Source organism: Streptomyces sp. NPDC031265 (assembly GCF_055570295.1).
Genome location: NZ_JBVIHM010000008.1, coordinates 195,821 through 209,226 on the forward strand (window position 1 = coordinate 195,821; position 13,406 = coordinate 209,226).

Here is a 13,406-nt window from a genome sequence, read left to right on the forward strand (position 1 = left end):
GCGAATGCGGTTTCTATGCCGCCTTCCCCGACCCCGGGCCTCCTCGGAGCGGATCGGCACGCTGCCGGGGGCTGGGGCACTGCCCTCACCCCGGCCCTGCCCCTCACTCACGAACGGCCCGCGTGGTGTACGGGATCGGGCACCCGGCCCTCGCACGGCTCCTGCGCCGCCGGACCTGAGCCGGGTCGCCGCTCCGCAGGCCGCACCGGTCGGAACGGCCTCAGTCGGGGACGGTCGCTATTCGGGGACGGTCGCTATGAGGATCTGTGCGGCCTGAGTGCTGTTGCCGGCGTCAACGGCTCGGGCCATCGCGGTGCGCGCGGCGTCGGCGGTCGTGTCCGGAGGGACCACGAGCAGCGAGAAATGGTCGTTGTCGCCGCGGGTGATGAGGATGGTGTCGTCGCCGACCGGGAAGGAGTCGAGGTGCACCACGCGGTCGTCGATCACCAGGCGTGTCGGGATGCCCCGCCAAGCGGTGGCATCGAGGCCGACCCGTGTGATGGGGCCGAGGTGCCCGGTGAGCGCGGTGATCAGCGCGGGCAGTTCTTCCGCGACGTCACGGGACCGCGGCCACCACGCGCCGTCGAGAACCCCTTCACGGGACCGGGTCGTCTCCAACCGGAGGAGCGCCGTTCCGGGCTTCACCGCTTGGTGAATGGCGTCCGGAAGGAGTCTCGTCGGGGTGGGGGTGTCGGATTCCGCCATGATGGTTCACCTACCTGCAGGTGTGCCGATACATCGCCCCTGCGCCGGTACGGACATCGCTATGGGTGTTGAGTGGCGAAATGACGCCGTTGTTTCACGGTACTCCCGATGGCTGCGGCGCCGCTCGCCACCGCAGGTCGCAGCGCGGCGGTCGAACCGCCGGCCGGAATCGGAATCCGCCTGGCCCATAGGTGCCGGGCGGGTCCGCGTGCCGCCGCGAGCCTTCGTCCGACCTCGATTCCCGCAGCGTTCGACAGCCGTCCGACCTCGATGCCCGCAGCGTTCGACAGCGATTCTCCCTCCCCTGCACTCGCCGGTTCGGCCTCACCGAGGAGTACCTTGAAGGTACTGGGAGCATTTCGTACGCTGGCCCCCGTGTCGGCGTCGTTCTCGGCGAGCAAAGACACCGGGCCGCTGTCCACGGGCAGCGACCTGGGGACGGGTTCGCGTGATGTCCGCGACCATTGACCTTCCTGGGCCGCGGCGCGAGAGCCCCGCAGACTCGGCACCGATCGCCCGCGTCGCGCTGAAAGCCACGGGCGCTGCCCGTGGACTTCTGGACGGAGCCTGGTGGCCCCGCTCCCGCGATCTGCTGAGCGAACTTCCCGCTCTCATCGACGTGCTGGACCCCACGTGGGCCCGGATCACCCGTATCGCCGTCAATCCCCAGTACTGGCCCGCCATCCCGCGCAAGATCCCCGTACACGGGCATGTGGTGAAGGCCGGCTGGTTCACGCCCGAGCTGGATCCACACAAGCTGCTCCTGCTGTCCTACAGCGTCGGCCGCTGGGATCTGCTGGTGATCCCGCCGCAGACCGTTGCGGCCGCCGCCGCACGGCTGATGGCCGCCGCGACCGCCGGCACCGGACCGCCACTGACCGCGAGCGCGCTCATCGCGGCCGAGGAAGGCCTGCGCGGAACCCCGGCCGCCGGTCGGTCGCGGGACGCCGACGCGCCGGAAGAGGCATGGGAGTACGAGGGCGGCGCCCCGTCGCTCCGGGTCGGCGCGCCGACCCGGCCCAGCCGCCTCCTGGTCGGGATGTGACCGTCATGGCCACGGCCCTGACCATCCTCGTCATGGTCTTCCTGATCATCGGCGCGGCAGGCCTGATCCACCGGCTCAACGCCCAGCACGCCGAGCGGATCGTCCTGCACCGCTACAGCCGGTTCGCACCCGGCCGCCGGGGCAACCGCCGCACGACCGCACGGTCGGCATCCGGGAACTCCGAGCCGCTCGCCGCCCCCGCCCGCCGCGACCAACGGGACGGGGGCCGAGGACGTCTGCGCCCCCCGCGCCGGATCCGGCACGGGCACTGATCCGGAGCACACGGCCCGGAATCCGCTCGGGATCCGCAAGGGTCCTCATCGAAAGGAGCGGCACATGCAGCTTCTGATCATCCTCATCGTCGTCGTCGGCCTCCTCGCGCTGCTGGCGCTGGCCATGACCCTCAAGATCGTCAAGCAGTACGAGCAAGGGGTCCTCTTCCGGCTCGGACGCCTGGCCGGCACCCGGCCTCCCGGCCTGCGGACCATCATCCCGATCGTCGACGTCCTGCACCGGGTGTCGCTGCGCATCGTGACGATGCCGATCCAGTCGCAGGGCATCATCACCCGCGACAACGTCAGCGTCGACGTGTCGGCCGTGGCGTACTTCCGTGTCGTGGACGCCGTGAAGTCGGTCATCGCCATCGAGAACGTGCACGCCGCGACCAACCAGATCGCCCAGACCACCCTGCGCAAGGTCGTCGGCCAGCACACCCTGGACGAGACGCTGTCGGAGACCGACCGCATCAACCTGGGCATCCGGGAGATCCTCGACGTCGCCACCGCCGAGTGGGGCGTGGAAGTCACCCTGGTCGAGCTCAAGGACATCCAGCTGCCCGAGAGCATGAAACGCGCCATGGCCCGGCAGGCCGAGGCCGAGCGGGAGAAGCGCGCCAAAATCATCAACGCGGAAGGCGAATCGCTCGCCGCGGCGGCACTCGGGGACGCCTCGGACACCATGATGGCCCACCCCCTGGCCCTCCAACTCCGCAACCTGCAGAGCCTCGTGGAGATCGGTGTCGACAAGAACACCACTGTCGTCTTCCCCGCCCCGCTGATGAGCACCATCGGCGAACTGGGCGCCTTCCTCAGCAGGGAGTCCGCAGCCGCCGCACCGGCACCCGAGCCGGTCGACCTCGCCAAGGCCGGCCACGCGCAGGGACCGAAGGCAAACGGCGCGATCCAGCAGCCGGTCTGACCCGCAACCGGGCTGACCCGCAACTGGTCCGAGCCGCAACCGTTCCAGCCCGCACCACCGACGCCCCACACCCAGAGCCCCAGACCCCGGCCGGCACCGCCCGCACACCCCCACCGAGGTCAAGGAGCCCTGTATGTCTGTCAGTTCCACCTCCCCGCCACCCGTCGGACCGCCGGTGGTGAGCCCGTCGTCGCAGGAGTACGACGGGAGCACCCCCTTCCCCGTCGATGACGCGCAGCCCGCGCGCACCGGCGGCCGACGGCTGTACGCGGCCGTGACCGGCGCGATCGTGGTCATCCCGTTCCTCGCCCTCGGCCTCGGCGGCTGGCTGCTCTGGGGCAGCCTCATCCATCCCGCGGACGTCCTGCTGGCCCTCGGCCTCTACACGGTCACAGGGCTGGGGGTGACCGTGGGCTTCCACCGCGGACTCACCCACGGCAGTTACACCGCCGCCCGTCCCGTGCGCATCGCGCTCGCCGTGGCGGGCTCGATGAGCTTCCAGGGCGATCCCATCGGCTGGGTCGCCACCCACCGGCGCCATCACGCCTTCACCGACCGCCCGGGCGACCCGCACTCCCCGTACCGCTACGGAACCCATCTGCGCGGACAGCTGCGCGGTCTCGTCCACGCCCACATCGGCTGGCTGTTCCGCGACGAGCAGACACCGGCCTCGCGTTATGCACCGGATCTGCTGGCGGACGGCGACATCCGCGCGATCTCCCGGGCCTTCCCCGCGCTGTGCGTGCTCACGCTGGCCCTGCCGTTCGGCGCGGGCTGGGCCATCGGAGGCACCTGGCGGTACGCGGTGACCGCTCTGCTGTGGGCCGGATTCGCCCGGATCGCCCTGCTCCAGCACGTGACCTGGAGCGTCAACTCCCTGTGTCATCTGATCGGCGAGCGGCCGTTCCGCACCCGGCGCCACGACCGGGCCACCAACTTCTGGCCGCTGGCCCTGCTCTCGTTCGGCGAAAGCTGGCACAACCTCCACCACGCCGACCCGACCAGCGCCCGCCACGGCGTCGACCGCGGCCAGATCGACCCCTCCGCCGCCGTCATCCGCCTTCTCGAACACCTCGGCTGGGTACGCGAGGTGCGCTGGCCCGCCCCTGACCGCATCGCGGCCCGCCGCGCATGAGGTGTCACTGAGGCGGGTCCGCCAGCCGTACGCGATCCGTCATCTGGGCGGGCCCACAGGGGTGCGAGTCGGTGGCGCGGTCAGCGGCGGGCCGGCGCGGAATCGGCCTTCATCAGCAGCGGGATCAGGACGTAGGCGGCGACGGGGACGACTAGCCGATGGTCTGGAGTGCCTCGAACTCCTTCATCAGGTGGACAATGCGGCATCGTGCCGCGTCGCGGAGAAGTGCGGGTACGCGTTCGACCGCATTCTGCCGTCATGGCCGCCCGCCTACCCGCTCGACGGACACCTGCACATCAAGGCCGCGCCAGGGCAGCGCACTTCAGGTGCAGTGCGGGCCGATTGAGGCGGGCCCGTCTCGGCGGCGGTAGGGGTACCGGTACCCCTACCCCTGCCCGCTCCGCTATCCGCGCAGGAAGCCGTCTCCATGCGCGGCGACGTGGGCTTCCAGGGCGCTCAGTGCCTGCTGCGTCGCGTCGGGGGTGCCTGAACCGCGCCGCTCCGCGTAGTAGGCCGCCCCGAGCTGCTTCAGCAGGTCGTTTCCGGCTCGTTGCTGTTGGACCTCGTCCACCTTCTGCTTCCCCTGGTTGAGGGCGGACTGGGCCTGTTCCTTGGCCCGGTCGAGGAATCCCGGCATGACAACCTCCGCGTTCGGTGTGGGGCCATTCTGCTTGCTCGGACGAGCCGTGCGGGGCAGGGCGCGCCGCTCTGCTTGTCGGAGTGACGAGATGTCGGCGTTCCCGAACTGTCCGACCAGCACCCCGGTCCTGTCATCGCCAGGGGACGGCACCGCGCCCGTATCCTCGTACGACCGCCGGATTCGAGGAGGCTTCAGGTGAGTTTCGACGACTTCACCGCGCTGGTGGACTCTCCCGTGTACGTGGTGACCGCGTCGGCAGGCGGGCAGCGGGCCGGGTGCCTGGTCGGTTTCGCCGGGCAGTGCTCCTTGGAACCCGAGCGGTTCATCGTGTGGCTCTCCAAGGCCAACCACACCTACCTGGTGGCTGAGCGGGCAACGGTCCTGGCGGTGCATCTGCTGCCGCAGGACCACGGCCTGGCCGCGCGGTTCGGCGCCCTGTGCGGGGCCGAAGTGGACAAGTTCGACGGCCTGGACTGGACCGAAGACCCGCACGGGACCCCCCTGTTGACCGATGCCGTGGCCCGGTTCACCGGGCGGATCCTTGAGCGGTTCGACGGAGGCGACCACGTGGGGTTCCTCCTGGAGCCCCTGACCGTCGTCAAGGCGAAAGACGGCAGGCCGCTGTCCCTGCACCAGACACTCGACATCACCGCCGGGCATCCCGCCTAGGGCGTGTTTCGAAAGTCCCGTCTGCCCGGCGGCGTCTGGCACGCACGCTCGCCGCGTTGTCGGGATCACCCCGATACAACCAGTATCGGGGCGACCCTCCGCCTTGCGATCGCACGCACCAGACGCCGCCGGGCCCGCCCTTCGGGCGGACGACGCTACTTTCGAAACACGCCCTAGTGGACGAACCCCCGGTGGGCTCGATGGCCGAGCCACCGGGGGTTAGCCCCACCTGGAGCCGGGCGGGTAGCAGGATCGCCCGGGGTGGTCGCATCCGGAGAAGCTGGGGCCGGCACATACCGCCGCATCCCAACGATTCTCCAGGAGTCGACTCGTGCGCGAGCAAGCATGGCAGAGGTTCCGTTCTTCCGGGCGGCAGCAGAGCGGCCGGCCCATGGCCGTGCCGACCGCGATCGCGGTGGCCATGGGTGTCATGGCGATGGGTGCCCTGACGCCGCCCCCGGCATCCGCTGCCGCCAGGCCGGACACCGTCCAGCAGGGCCTCAACGCACTGGTGCACTCCGATGGCCTGCCCGCCGCTCTGGCCAGCGTCAAGGACCGCGACGGCCACAACCGTACGTACACCGCAGGGGTCGGCGACGTGGCCACCGGGGCGAAGGTGCCCGAGGACGGTCAGGTGCGGATCGGCAGCAACACCAAGACGTTCACCGCGGTGGTCGTGCTGCAACTGGTCGCTGAAGGGAGGATCCGCCTCGACGCCCCGGTCGACACCTATCTGCCGGGCCTCGTACGCGGGGACGGCATCGACGGACGCCGGATCAAGGTCCGCCAGATCCTGCAACAGACCAGCGGGCTTCCCGACTACCTCAAATACCTCGACGAAGACGTCCGGTACTACGAACCCCGCAAGCTCCTCGACCTCGCCCTCCAGCACAAGGCGGACTTCGACCCCGGGGAGGGATGGAAGTACAGCAACACGAACTATGTGCTGGCGGGCCTGCTCGTCGAGAAGGTCACCAAGCACCCCCTCGCCGAAGAGGTGGACCGGCGCGTCATCAAGCCCCTCGGGCTGCGCCACACCTACTTCCCCGCTCCCCGTGACGCGACCATCCGGGAACCCCATCCCCATGGCTACTACCGGGGTTCAGCAGACCAGCCTCTGCAAGACGTCACGGAGATGGACCCCTCCTGGGCCTGGGCGGCAGGCCAGATCATCTCCACCAACTCCGACCTGAACCGGTTCTTCACCGCGCTCCTCGACGGCAGTCTCCTCCCGGAGGCCCAGCTGGCCCAGATGCGCACCACCGTCCGCGCCGGAGCCCCCTTCGCCTCCGGCGCCCGCTACGGACTGGGGCTCGTGAGCACCCCACTGTCGTGCGGCGGTGTCTACTGGGGTCACGGCGGTAGCTTCCCCGGATACGAGACCCGGGGCGGAGTCAACGAGAAAGGCCGCGCCGCCAACGTCGCGGTGACCGTCCAGCAGGACGACAAGACGCCCATGAAGCACGTGGAGGGTGTCGTGGACGCGGCCCTCTGCCGCTGACCACCCCCTGTCCGCGCGGACCCGGCGCTGGCCGCTGCTGTCAGTGCCGGGTGCCAAAATCCCCGTATGAACAGCGGACCCCTCGACCTACGGCAGGTCACAGCCCCCGGTGCCGTCACTCCGGAGCTGAGGCAAGCACTCATCGACTGCTGGATCGAGGTGACCAACGCGGGCGGGGCAGCGGGATTCCCCTTCCCGCCCATCGACGCGCCCCAGGCCGCCCCCGCGGTAGACGCCCTCGTCGCGGGACTTGCCCCGGAGACGAGCCGCCTCGTGGTCGCATCCATCGACGGCGACCTCGCCGGGTGGCTGAACATACGCCGTGATCCCTTTCAGCTCGTCGCCCACTGGGGGACGCTCCACCACGTCCAGACACGGACGGGCCTGCGGGGCCGTGGCATCGGGGGTGCTCTCATGAACCACGTGCGTGAGATCGCCCGCGAGGAGATGGGCCTGGAACAACTCCACTTGGCCGCACGCGGCAGTGCCGGCCTGGAGGACTTCTACGGCCGCCTCGGCTGGAAGGAGATCGGCCGTTGGCCGGGCGCCCTTCGCCTCGCCCCGGGGGACGACCGCGACGAAGTCATGATGGTCCTGACACCGCTCTGATCCGACGAGGCGTACGGGGGGGGAAGGCTTCAGCCGGTCATGTCGGTGGCGGGCTCGCCCTGTTCGAGCACCACCGGGATGCCCCCGGCCGCCTTCTCCAACGTGTGCCGGAAGGACACCGAGTGGGCCCCTGCGGCGCTGGTGGTCAGGTGGATCCCCGACGCGTCCCCGGTAGCGCCGGCGCTGGTGCCCGGCCGGTGGCGGTTCCCGTACAGCACGCCGAAGCACCCCGGAGGGGTCCCCCCGACCGTCACTCCGTGTCGAAGTCCGTCCCCCTGGAAACCTTCTCCCACTCGGCGAGTTCGGCCCGCACGGAGTCCAGGTGTGCCGTCAGGAAGTCGACCGCGTCGCCGCCGAGGGCGAGGCGGAGCGGGGTCTTCTCGGCGTCCAGGGCCAGCCGGATGGCCGCCGCGGCCTTCGCCGGATCGCCGGGCTGGTCGCCGCCGCTGCCCCGCACCATCTGCCGGGTCACGCCGACCTTCTCCGCGTACGCCGGGTTCTCCTCGGAGAAGTACGCCGCGCCCTTGCCGAACAGGTTGGTGCGGAACGCGCCGGGCTCCACGATCAGCACCTTGATGCCGAACGGCGTCACCTCGTCGGCCAAGGCCTCCGACAACTGCTCCAGCGCCGCTTTGGTCGCGCTGTACGCGGAGAACCCGGCGAAGGACAGCTGCCCGCCGAAGCTGCTGATGTTCACGATCGATCCGCTGCCCCGCTCCCTCATCTGCGGCAGCAGCACCCGGGTCAGCCGGGCCGGGCCGAACACGTGCAGCTCAAAGAGGTCGCGCAGCTCCCGGTCGGTGGTCTCCTCGAACGCCCCGACCTGGGTGCGGCCGGCGTTGTTCACCAGCACGTCCACCCTGCCGTAGCGGGCCAGGATGTCGGCGGCCACGGCGTCGATCCGCTCGCCGTCGGTGAGGTCCAGGCTGATCGCTTCCACGCGGTCGGGGTACGCGGCGACCAGGTCGTCCAGCGCCTCCGTCCGCCGGGCCGTGCCGATCACCGTGTCGCCGGCGGCGACCGCGGCCTCGGTGATGGCCCGCCCGAAACCGCTGCTCGCGCCGGTGACCAGCCAGACCTTGGCGTTACTGCTCATCTTCTGCTCCCTCGTCAACTGCCGTTCGGGGCTCCCCCGTCGACAGGCTCCATCCTTCGCCCGGAACCGGGGACGCGTCCAAGACCTGTTGTGATAGCCATGAGTTATGGATGTGCATGGGCGCGATCTTCGCTACTTCACCGCCGTCGCCGAGGAACTGAGCTTCACCCGGGCCGCCGAGAGACTGTTCGTCTCCCAGCCCGCGCTGAGCAAACAGATACGGATGCTGGAGAAGCAGCTCGGAGCGGAACTGTTCCAACGGGACCGGCGCACCGTGCGGTTGACCGCGGTGGGGCAGGCCCTGCTGCCGCACGCCCGCCAGGTGCTGGCCGTCTGGCAGAGCGCGGAGGAAGCGGTGGAGGAGGCGAAGACCGCCGAGCGGTGTGCCCTGGTGATCGGCATGTCCACCAGCCCGGGCCGTGGGCTCCTCCCCGCCCTGCGGACCCGCCTCGTCTCCCGGCACCCGGACGCACGGCCCGTCCTGCGTCAGGTCAACTGGGCTGACCCCAGCGCCGGATTGGCGGATGGATCCAGTGATGTGGCCTTCGTCTGGCTGCCGCTGCCGGACGGGGACCGCTACCAGCATGCGGTGGTGGCCCGCGAGCCCCGGCTGGTCGCACTGCCGCACGGGCACCCGCTGGCGGCACGCGCCGCGGCCGACCCCGGGGGGAAAGTGGACTTCACCGACCTGCTGGACGAGCCCTTCCTCGCTCTGCCGCCGCAGGCCGGCCCGCTGCGGGACTACTGGCTCGCCCTCGACGCCCGCGCCGGTCGCCAGCCCCTCATCGGCGCGGTGGTGGCCAGCGCCGAGGAGACCCACGAGGCGGTCGCGAGCGGCCAGGGGGTGGCACTGCTGGCCGCGGGCAATGCCCCGCTGGTCGCCCGGGACGAGGTGATCGCCGTGCCGGTCCGGGGCATCTCCCCGTCCCAACTGGCGGTGGCCGCCCGCCAGGACGACAGACGGCCCCTGGTTCTCGCCTATCTGGCTGCTGCGCGGGAGGTCGGGGCCGCAGCCTCTTGACCCGGCACCGGGAGCGCGCCACGGACCTCGTCGGTCCCCCTCCCACTGGCGGCCACTACGACATGTCCAAGCACCACCGTCGGCCAAGCGGCACCGGCGGCCACGGCATCCAGGGCCAGCCGACGCGGCCAGTGATCGCCCTGCGTCCGTCTGCCACGATCGTCAGATGGCTGAGTACGACACGGACCGCGGCTACCTGCTGGACAACCAGCAGTCGGAGGCGGGCGTCCGCTTCGGCGCCCTCGCCGAACTCTTCGACCCGGTGACGTTCCGGCACGTGGACCAGCTCGGGATCGGTCCCGGCACGCGGTGCTGGGAGGTCGGCGCCGGTGGTCCCTCCGTGCCCCTCGGGCTGGCCGAGCGGGTCGCTCCGACGGGCACGGTGATCGCCACCGACATCGACGTGTCCTGGACCCGGGGCGTCGCCGACGGCGTGATCGAGGTGCTGTCCCACGACGTGGCAGCCGATCCGCCGCCGCCCGGTGGGTTCGACCTCGTACATGCCCGGCTGGTCCTGACACACGTCAGCGACCGCACCGAGGCCCTGCGCCGGATGGTCCAGGCGCTGCGACCCGGTGGCTGGCTGCTCCTCCGCCGGGCGCAGGGCCACACAGCCGGGCGAACGCATCGCCCACCTCGATCACCCAGGTGTGGGCCGGGTCGAAGCGGTCGCGCAGCCGCTGCCGCACCCGCTGCGCGTCGTACCGCCCGAGCCGTTCCAGATCCGCCCGCATCACGACCGCACGCAGCTCGACCGCCGCTTCGACGTCTGCCGTCGACGCCGCCCGTATGTTCCAGTCCGCCATGATCGCCACGCTACCGCCATAGGGATTCACCCTGGTCAGCGCCCTCGTGGCGGCGCGGGGAACTCCAGCGCGCCCCGGTGGCCTGCCGCACGCGTCCAAGTGCGAGGAAATGAGGGAGAGTCATGAGGAAATCCCTGGCGGCCGCGCTTGCCACTGCCACGTCCGCGACGGCCGCCCTGCTGGCCGGGCCCGCGATCCCCGCGAACGCCGCTTCGACGTACTGCAACAGCACCACCCCGAGCAGCTCGATCCTGTTCTACCGGGCCGACAACGGCCAGGCCGGCACCGGCACCCTCTCCACCGGCCACTGGCGGTACAAAGGGGGGGTTCACCCTCCCGAAAGCGAAGGCGGCGTGTGACCACGATCTGAACGCCCACCCCGGGACGCACCGCGCCCGCACCCGCCATGGCGTCGAGCGCGGGCGCGGCGCGCTGCGGCAGCGAGGGTTTGACTGTTCGGAGCAAACAAAAAGGCAAGGAGGTATAACTACTCCTTGCCACTCTCAACTTATAGCGCACTGGGGGGCTTGCCGCAAGGCCCCAGGGGTGGGACAGAATCGTGCATCCAGGTCAGCACCTGAAGCAAAAAAAGGGGGACTCACGAAGTGCGTGTGTTGTTGTCGGTTCACAGGTCGTGCGGTGACGTCGAGCTGGTTGGAGGGCTCACGCTGCCGTCGGCGGGCGCTCGGCACCGGGCTGCGGGTGTGTGCGCAGTCGGTCGACGCGGCAGCGGCCTCGGATCGGAGCTGATGGCGTGAACACCGTGACCACCAGCGCGTTCGACCTTCCCGAGCGCCTCTCCCTCAAGGCCGACCCGGCGCTGATCGACGGCGACGAGCAGCACTTCGCGGCGATAGCGGAGAGCCTTGCGCAGTCGATCGCCGAACTGTCCGACCGCCTTGAAGCCGCGCGCAGGGCGCCCGGCGGCATCGGCCGGGAGGCGATGGACCGGGACATGGAGATCCACCGGTTGACCGGCCGCCTGCGCACCCTGCGCCGCTTCGGCCTGGACCTGTGCCTCGGGCACTTCGTTCCCAAGGACGACGCCGAGCCCGTGTACATCGGACGCCTCGGTCTCACCGACAGCACGGGCCGCCGGCTGCTCGTCGACTGGCGTTCCCCTGCGGCCGAGCCGTTCTTCGCGGCGACCCACGCCAACCCGATGGGTCTGACGAGCCGCCGCAGGTACCGCTGGACGCGCGGCCGGATCAACGACTACTGGGACGAGGTGTTCACCCCCGAGGGGCTGGAGGGGCGCGCCGCACTCGACGACCAGTCCGCGTTCATCGCCAGCCTGGGCGGCAACCGGTCGGCCCGGATGCGCGACGTGCTCTCCACCATCCAGTCCGACCAGGACGCCGTCATCCGCGCGGGATCGCGCGGAGCTCTCGTCGTCGACGGTGGCCCGGGTACGGGCAAGACCGTCGTCGCCCTGCACCGCGCCGCCCACCTGCTCTACTCCGACCCGCGTCTCGGCCACCGCCGGGGCGGCGTGCTGTTCGTCGGCCCGCACCGGCCCTACCTGGACTACGTCGCCGACGTCCTGCCCAGCCTCGGCGAGGAGGGCGTGCAGACCTGCCTGGTGCGGGACCTGGTCGCCGAGGGAGCCGCAGCGGCGACCGAGACCGACCCGGACGTGGCCCGTCTGAAGTCGTCCGCGGACATGGCGAAGGCGATCGAGCCGGCCGTCGGCATGTACGAGGAGGCGCCCACCAAGGGAATGACGGTCTCGACCCACTGGTCCGACGTCTGGCTGAGCGCCGCCGACTGGGCCGCTGCGTTCGCAGCCGTGGAGCCCGGCACCCCGCACAACGAGGCGCGCGACCAGATCCTGGAGGAGCTGCTCACGATCCTGATGGACAAGCACTCCGACGAGTACGAGGACGACGACGAGGTCTCGCCCCAGCTGCTCCGGAGGTCGCTGCTGCAGAACCGGGAGCTGATCGGGACCCTGAACCGCGCGTGGCCGATGCTGGAGGCGACCGACCTCGTCGGTGACCTGTGGTCGGTGCCCGCCTACCTGCGCAAGTGCGCCCCCTGGCTCAGCGCCGACGACGTACGCAAGCTCCAGCGCGAGGAGGCCCGGGCCTGGACGGTGTCCGACCTGCCGCTCCTGGACACCGCACGGCAACGGCTCGGCGACGCGGAGGCGTCCACGCGCAAGCATCGCCGCGCGGCAGCAGCAGCCGCAGAACGCGCCCGTCGGGCCGACGTCATGGACAGCCTGCTGCAGAACGTCGAGATCGACGAGAGCGAAGGCGCGTTGGGGATGCTGCGCGGACGGGACCTGCAGGACACCCTGATCGACGAGAGCGCACTGCCCTCCGCCGAACCGGACCTGCTCGCCGGCCCGTTCGCCCACATCATCGTGGACGAGGCCCAGGAACTGACCGACGCCGAGTGGCAGATGCTGCTGCTGCGCTGCCCGTCCCGGAGCTTCACCATCGTGGGCGACCGCGCCCAGGCCCGGCACGGGTTCACCGAGTCGTGGCGGGACCGGCTGGAGCGGATCGGGCTCGACCGGATCGAGGTGGCCTCCCTGAGCGTCAACTACCGGACGCCGGAAGAGGTCATGACGGAAGCCGCGCCGGTCATCCGGGCCGCACTTCCGGACGCCAACGTGCCGACCTCGATCCGCAGCAGCGGCATCCCCGTCGTCCACGGACCGGTTTCGGAGCTGGACTCGATCCTCGACGGCTGGCTCGCGGCACATGACGAGGGGGTGGCCTGCGTCATCGGTGATCCGGGGTTCCGGGAGACGTCCCGGGTGCGTTCGCTGACGCCGACACTGTCGAAGGGGCTGGAGTTCGACCTGGTCGTCCTCATCGACCCGCAGACGTACGGCAGCGGCATCGAAGGAGCCGTCGACCGCTATGTCGCGATGACCCGCGCGACCCGGCAACTCGTCATCCTCACGAGCGCCTGACGGCAAACGTCCCCCGCCACACCTGAGACGTGTGGCGGGGGGCCGACCGGTCGTGT

General features: G+C 70.6%; 14 protein-coding genes and 2 pseudogenes. 11 read left to right on the forward strand and 5 right to left on the reverse strand.

Translation table 11 applies throughout. The features are described from left to right. Positions 1-237: 237 nt before the first annotated feature. Positions 238-705 carry a DUF5994 family protein gene (locus tag ACZ499_RS15585; protein WP_468675348.1) on the reverse strand — a complete coding sequence of 156 codons (468 nt, stop codon included), beginning with the start codon at positions 703-705 and terminating at the stop codon, positions 238-240. Positions 706-1,156: 451 nt separating this feature from the next. Here ACZ499_RS15585 and ACZ499_RS15590 point away from each other — a divergent pair, with 451 nt between their 5' ends. From ACZ499_RS15590 to ACZ499_RS15605, 4 genes are all read left to right on the forward strand, one after another. Beyond that, positions 1,157-1,750: a DUF5994 family protein gene (locus ACZ499_RS15590; protein WP_468675351.1), complete on the forward strand. Its 594-nt coding sequence runs from the start codon at positions 1,157-1,159 to the stop codon at positions 1,748-1,750. A gap of 5 nt (positions 1,751-1,755) precedes the next feature. After that, complete coding sequence (locus ACZ499_RS15595; RefSeq protein WP_468675354.1) at positions 1,756-2,022, forward strand: hypothetical protein; 267 nt, start codon at positions 1,756-1,758, stop codon at positions 2,020-2,022. A gap of 64 nt (positions 2,023-2,086) precedes the next feature. Beyond that, positions 2,087-2,947 (forward strand): slipin family protein, encoded by an 861-nt coding sequence (locus tag ACZ499_RS15600; RefSeq protein WP_468675357.1) that lies wholly within the window; start codon positions 2,087-2,089, stop codon positions 2,945-2,947. A 133-nt stretch (positions 2,948-3,080) separates the two neighbouring features. Further along, on the forward strand, positions 3,081-4,082 hold the full coding sequence (locus tag ACZ499_RS15605; RefSeq protein ID WP_468675358.1) for an acyl-CoA desaturase: 1,002 nt from the start codon (positions 3,081-3,083) through the stop codon (positions 4,080-4,082). Between the two features lie 403 nt (positions 4,083-4,485). Here ACZ499_RS15605 and ACZ499_RS15610 read toward each other — a convergent pair whose 3' ends face one another. Further along, the gene (locus tag ACZ499_RS15610; protein ID WP_468675359.1) at positions 4,486-4,719 is read right to left on the reverse strand and encodes a hypothetical protein; all 234 of its coding nucleotides are present in this window, start codon (positions 4,717-4,719) and stop codon (positions 4,486-4,488) included. A 198-nt stretch (positions 4,720-4,917) separates the two neighbouring features. On the opposite strand from ACZ499_RS15610, the gene ACZ499_RS15615 reads away from it, so the two are divergent. From ACZ499_RS15615 to ACZ499_RS15625, 3 genes are all read left to right on the forward strand, one after another. Continuing rightward, the gene (locus ACZ499_RS15615) at positions 4,918-5,391 is read left to right on the forward strand and encodes a flavin reductase family protein (protein WP_468675360.1); all 474 of its coding nucleotides are present in this window, start codon (positions 4,918-4,920) and stop codon (positions 5,389-5,391) included. Positions 5,392-5,782: 391 nt separating this feature from the next. Continuing rightward, positions 5,783-6,892, forward strand: coding sequence for a serine hydrolase domain-containing protein (locus ACZ499_RS15620; protein WP_468675481.1), 1,110 nt, complete (start codon positions 5,783-5,785; stop codon positions 6,890-6,892). A 66-nt stretch (positions 6,893-6,958) separates the two neighbouring features. Next, complete coding sequence (locus tag ACZ499_RS15625) at positions 6,959-7,501, forward strand: GNAT family N-acetyltransferase (RefSeq protein WP_468675362.1); 543 nt, start codon at positions 6,959-6,961, stop codon at positions 7,499-7,501. A gap of 29 nt (positions 7,502-7,530) precedes the next feature. On the opposite strand, the gene ACZ499_RS15630 is transcribed toward ACZ499_RS15625, so the two are convergent. Together ACZ499_RS15630 and ACZ499_RS15635 are read right to left on the reverse strand one after the other, a co-directional pair. Further along, entirely contained in the window at positions 7,531-7,719 is a 189-nt protein-coding gene (locus ACZ499_RS15630) for a hypothetical protein (protein ID WP_468675363.1), read from the reverse strand. 32 nt (positions 7,720-7,751) lie between these two features. Continuing rightward, entirely contained in the window at positions 7,752-8,597 is an 846-nt protein-coding gene (locus ACZ499_RS15635; protein ID WP_468675365.1) for an oxidoreductase, read from the reverse strand. A 106-nt stretch (positions 8,598-8,703) separates the two neighbouring features. On the opposite strand from ACZ499_RS15635, the gene ACZ499_RS15640 reads away from it, so the two are divergent. Further along, on the forward strand, positions 8,704-9,618 hold the full coding sequence (locus ACZ499_RS15640; RefSeq protein WP_468675366.1) for a LysR family transcriptional regulator: 915 nt from the start codon (positions 8,704-8,706) through the stop codon (positions 9,616-9,618). Positions 9,619-9,784: 166 nt separating this feature from the next. Then, a pseudogene (locus ACZ499_RS15645) lies at positions 9,785-10,219 on the forward strand (class I SAM-dependent methyltransferase); the annotation flags it as partial. Here ACZ499_RS15645 and ACZ499_RS15650 read toward each other — a convergent pair. Beyond that, positions 10,205-10,424 (reverse strand): annotated as a pseudogene (locus ACZ499_RS15650) (GNAT family N-acetyltransferase); the annotation flags it as partial. The pseudogenes ACZ499_RS15645 and ACZ499_RS15650 overlap by 15 nt on opposite strands. A 122-nt stretch (positions 10,425-10,546) precedes the next feature. Between ACZ499_RS15650 and ACZ499_RS15655 the strand changes: the two are divergent. Then, positions 10,547-10,783, forward strand: coding sequence for a hypothetical protein (locus ACZ499_RS15655; protein ID WP_468675369.1), 237 nt, complete (start codon positions 10,547-10,549; stop codon positions 10,781-10,783). 395 nt (positions 10,784-11,178) lie between these two features. After that, complete coding sequence (gene helR / locus ACZ499_RS15660; protein WP_468675372.1) at positions 11,179-13,350, forward strand: RNA polymerase recycling motor ATPase HelR; 2,172 nt, start codon at positions 11,179-11,181, stop codon at positions 13,348-13,350. Positions 13,351-13,406: the final 56 nt, after the last annotated feature.

Coding starts and splice junctions, on each gene's coding strand:
- ACZ499_RS15625 (WP_468675362.1), top strand. CDS start 6,959: ATGAACAGCGGACCCCTCGACCTACGGCAGGTCACAGCCCCCGGTGCC.
- ACZ499_RS15640 (WP_468675366.1), top strand. CDS start 8,704: ATGGATGTGCATGGGCGCGATCTTCGCTACTTCACCGCCGTCGCCGAG.
- ACZ499_RS15585 (WP_468675348.1), bottom strand. CDS start 705: ATGGCGGAATCCGACACCCCCACCCCGACGAGACTCCTTCCGGACGCC.
- ACZ499_RS15600 (WP_468675357.1), top strand. CDS start 2,087: ATGCAGCTTCTGATCATCCTCATCGTCGTCGTCGGCCTCCTCGCGCTG.
- ACZ499_RS15595 (WP_468675354.1), top strand. CDS start 1,756: ATGGCCACGGCCCTGACCATCCTCGTCATGGTCTTCCTGATCATCGGC.
- ACZ499_RS15620 (WP_468675481.1), top strand. CDS start 5,783: ATGGCCGTGCCGACCGCGATCGCGGTGGCCATGGGTGTCATGGCGATG.
- ACZ499_RS15635 (WP_468675365.1), bottom strand. CDS start 8,597: ATGAGCAGTAACGCCAAGGTCTGGCTGGTCACCGGCGCGAGCAGCGGT.
- ACZ499_RS15655 (WP_468675369.1), top strand. CDS start 10,547: ATGAGGAAATCCCTGGCGGCCGCGCTTGCCACTGCCACGTCCGCGACG.
- ACZ499_RS15605 (WP_468675358.1), top strand. CDS start 3,081: ATGTCTGTCAGTTCCACCTCCCCGCCACCCGTCGGACCGCCGGTGGTG.
- ACZ499_RS15610 (WP_468675359.1), bottom strand. CDS start 4,719: ATGCCGGGATTCCTCGACCGGGCCAAGGAACAGGCCCAGTCCGCCCTC.
- ACZ499_RS15590 (WP_468675351.1), top strand. CDS start 1,157: ATGTCCGCGACCATTGACCTTCCTGGGCCGCGGCGCGAGAGCCCCGCA.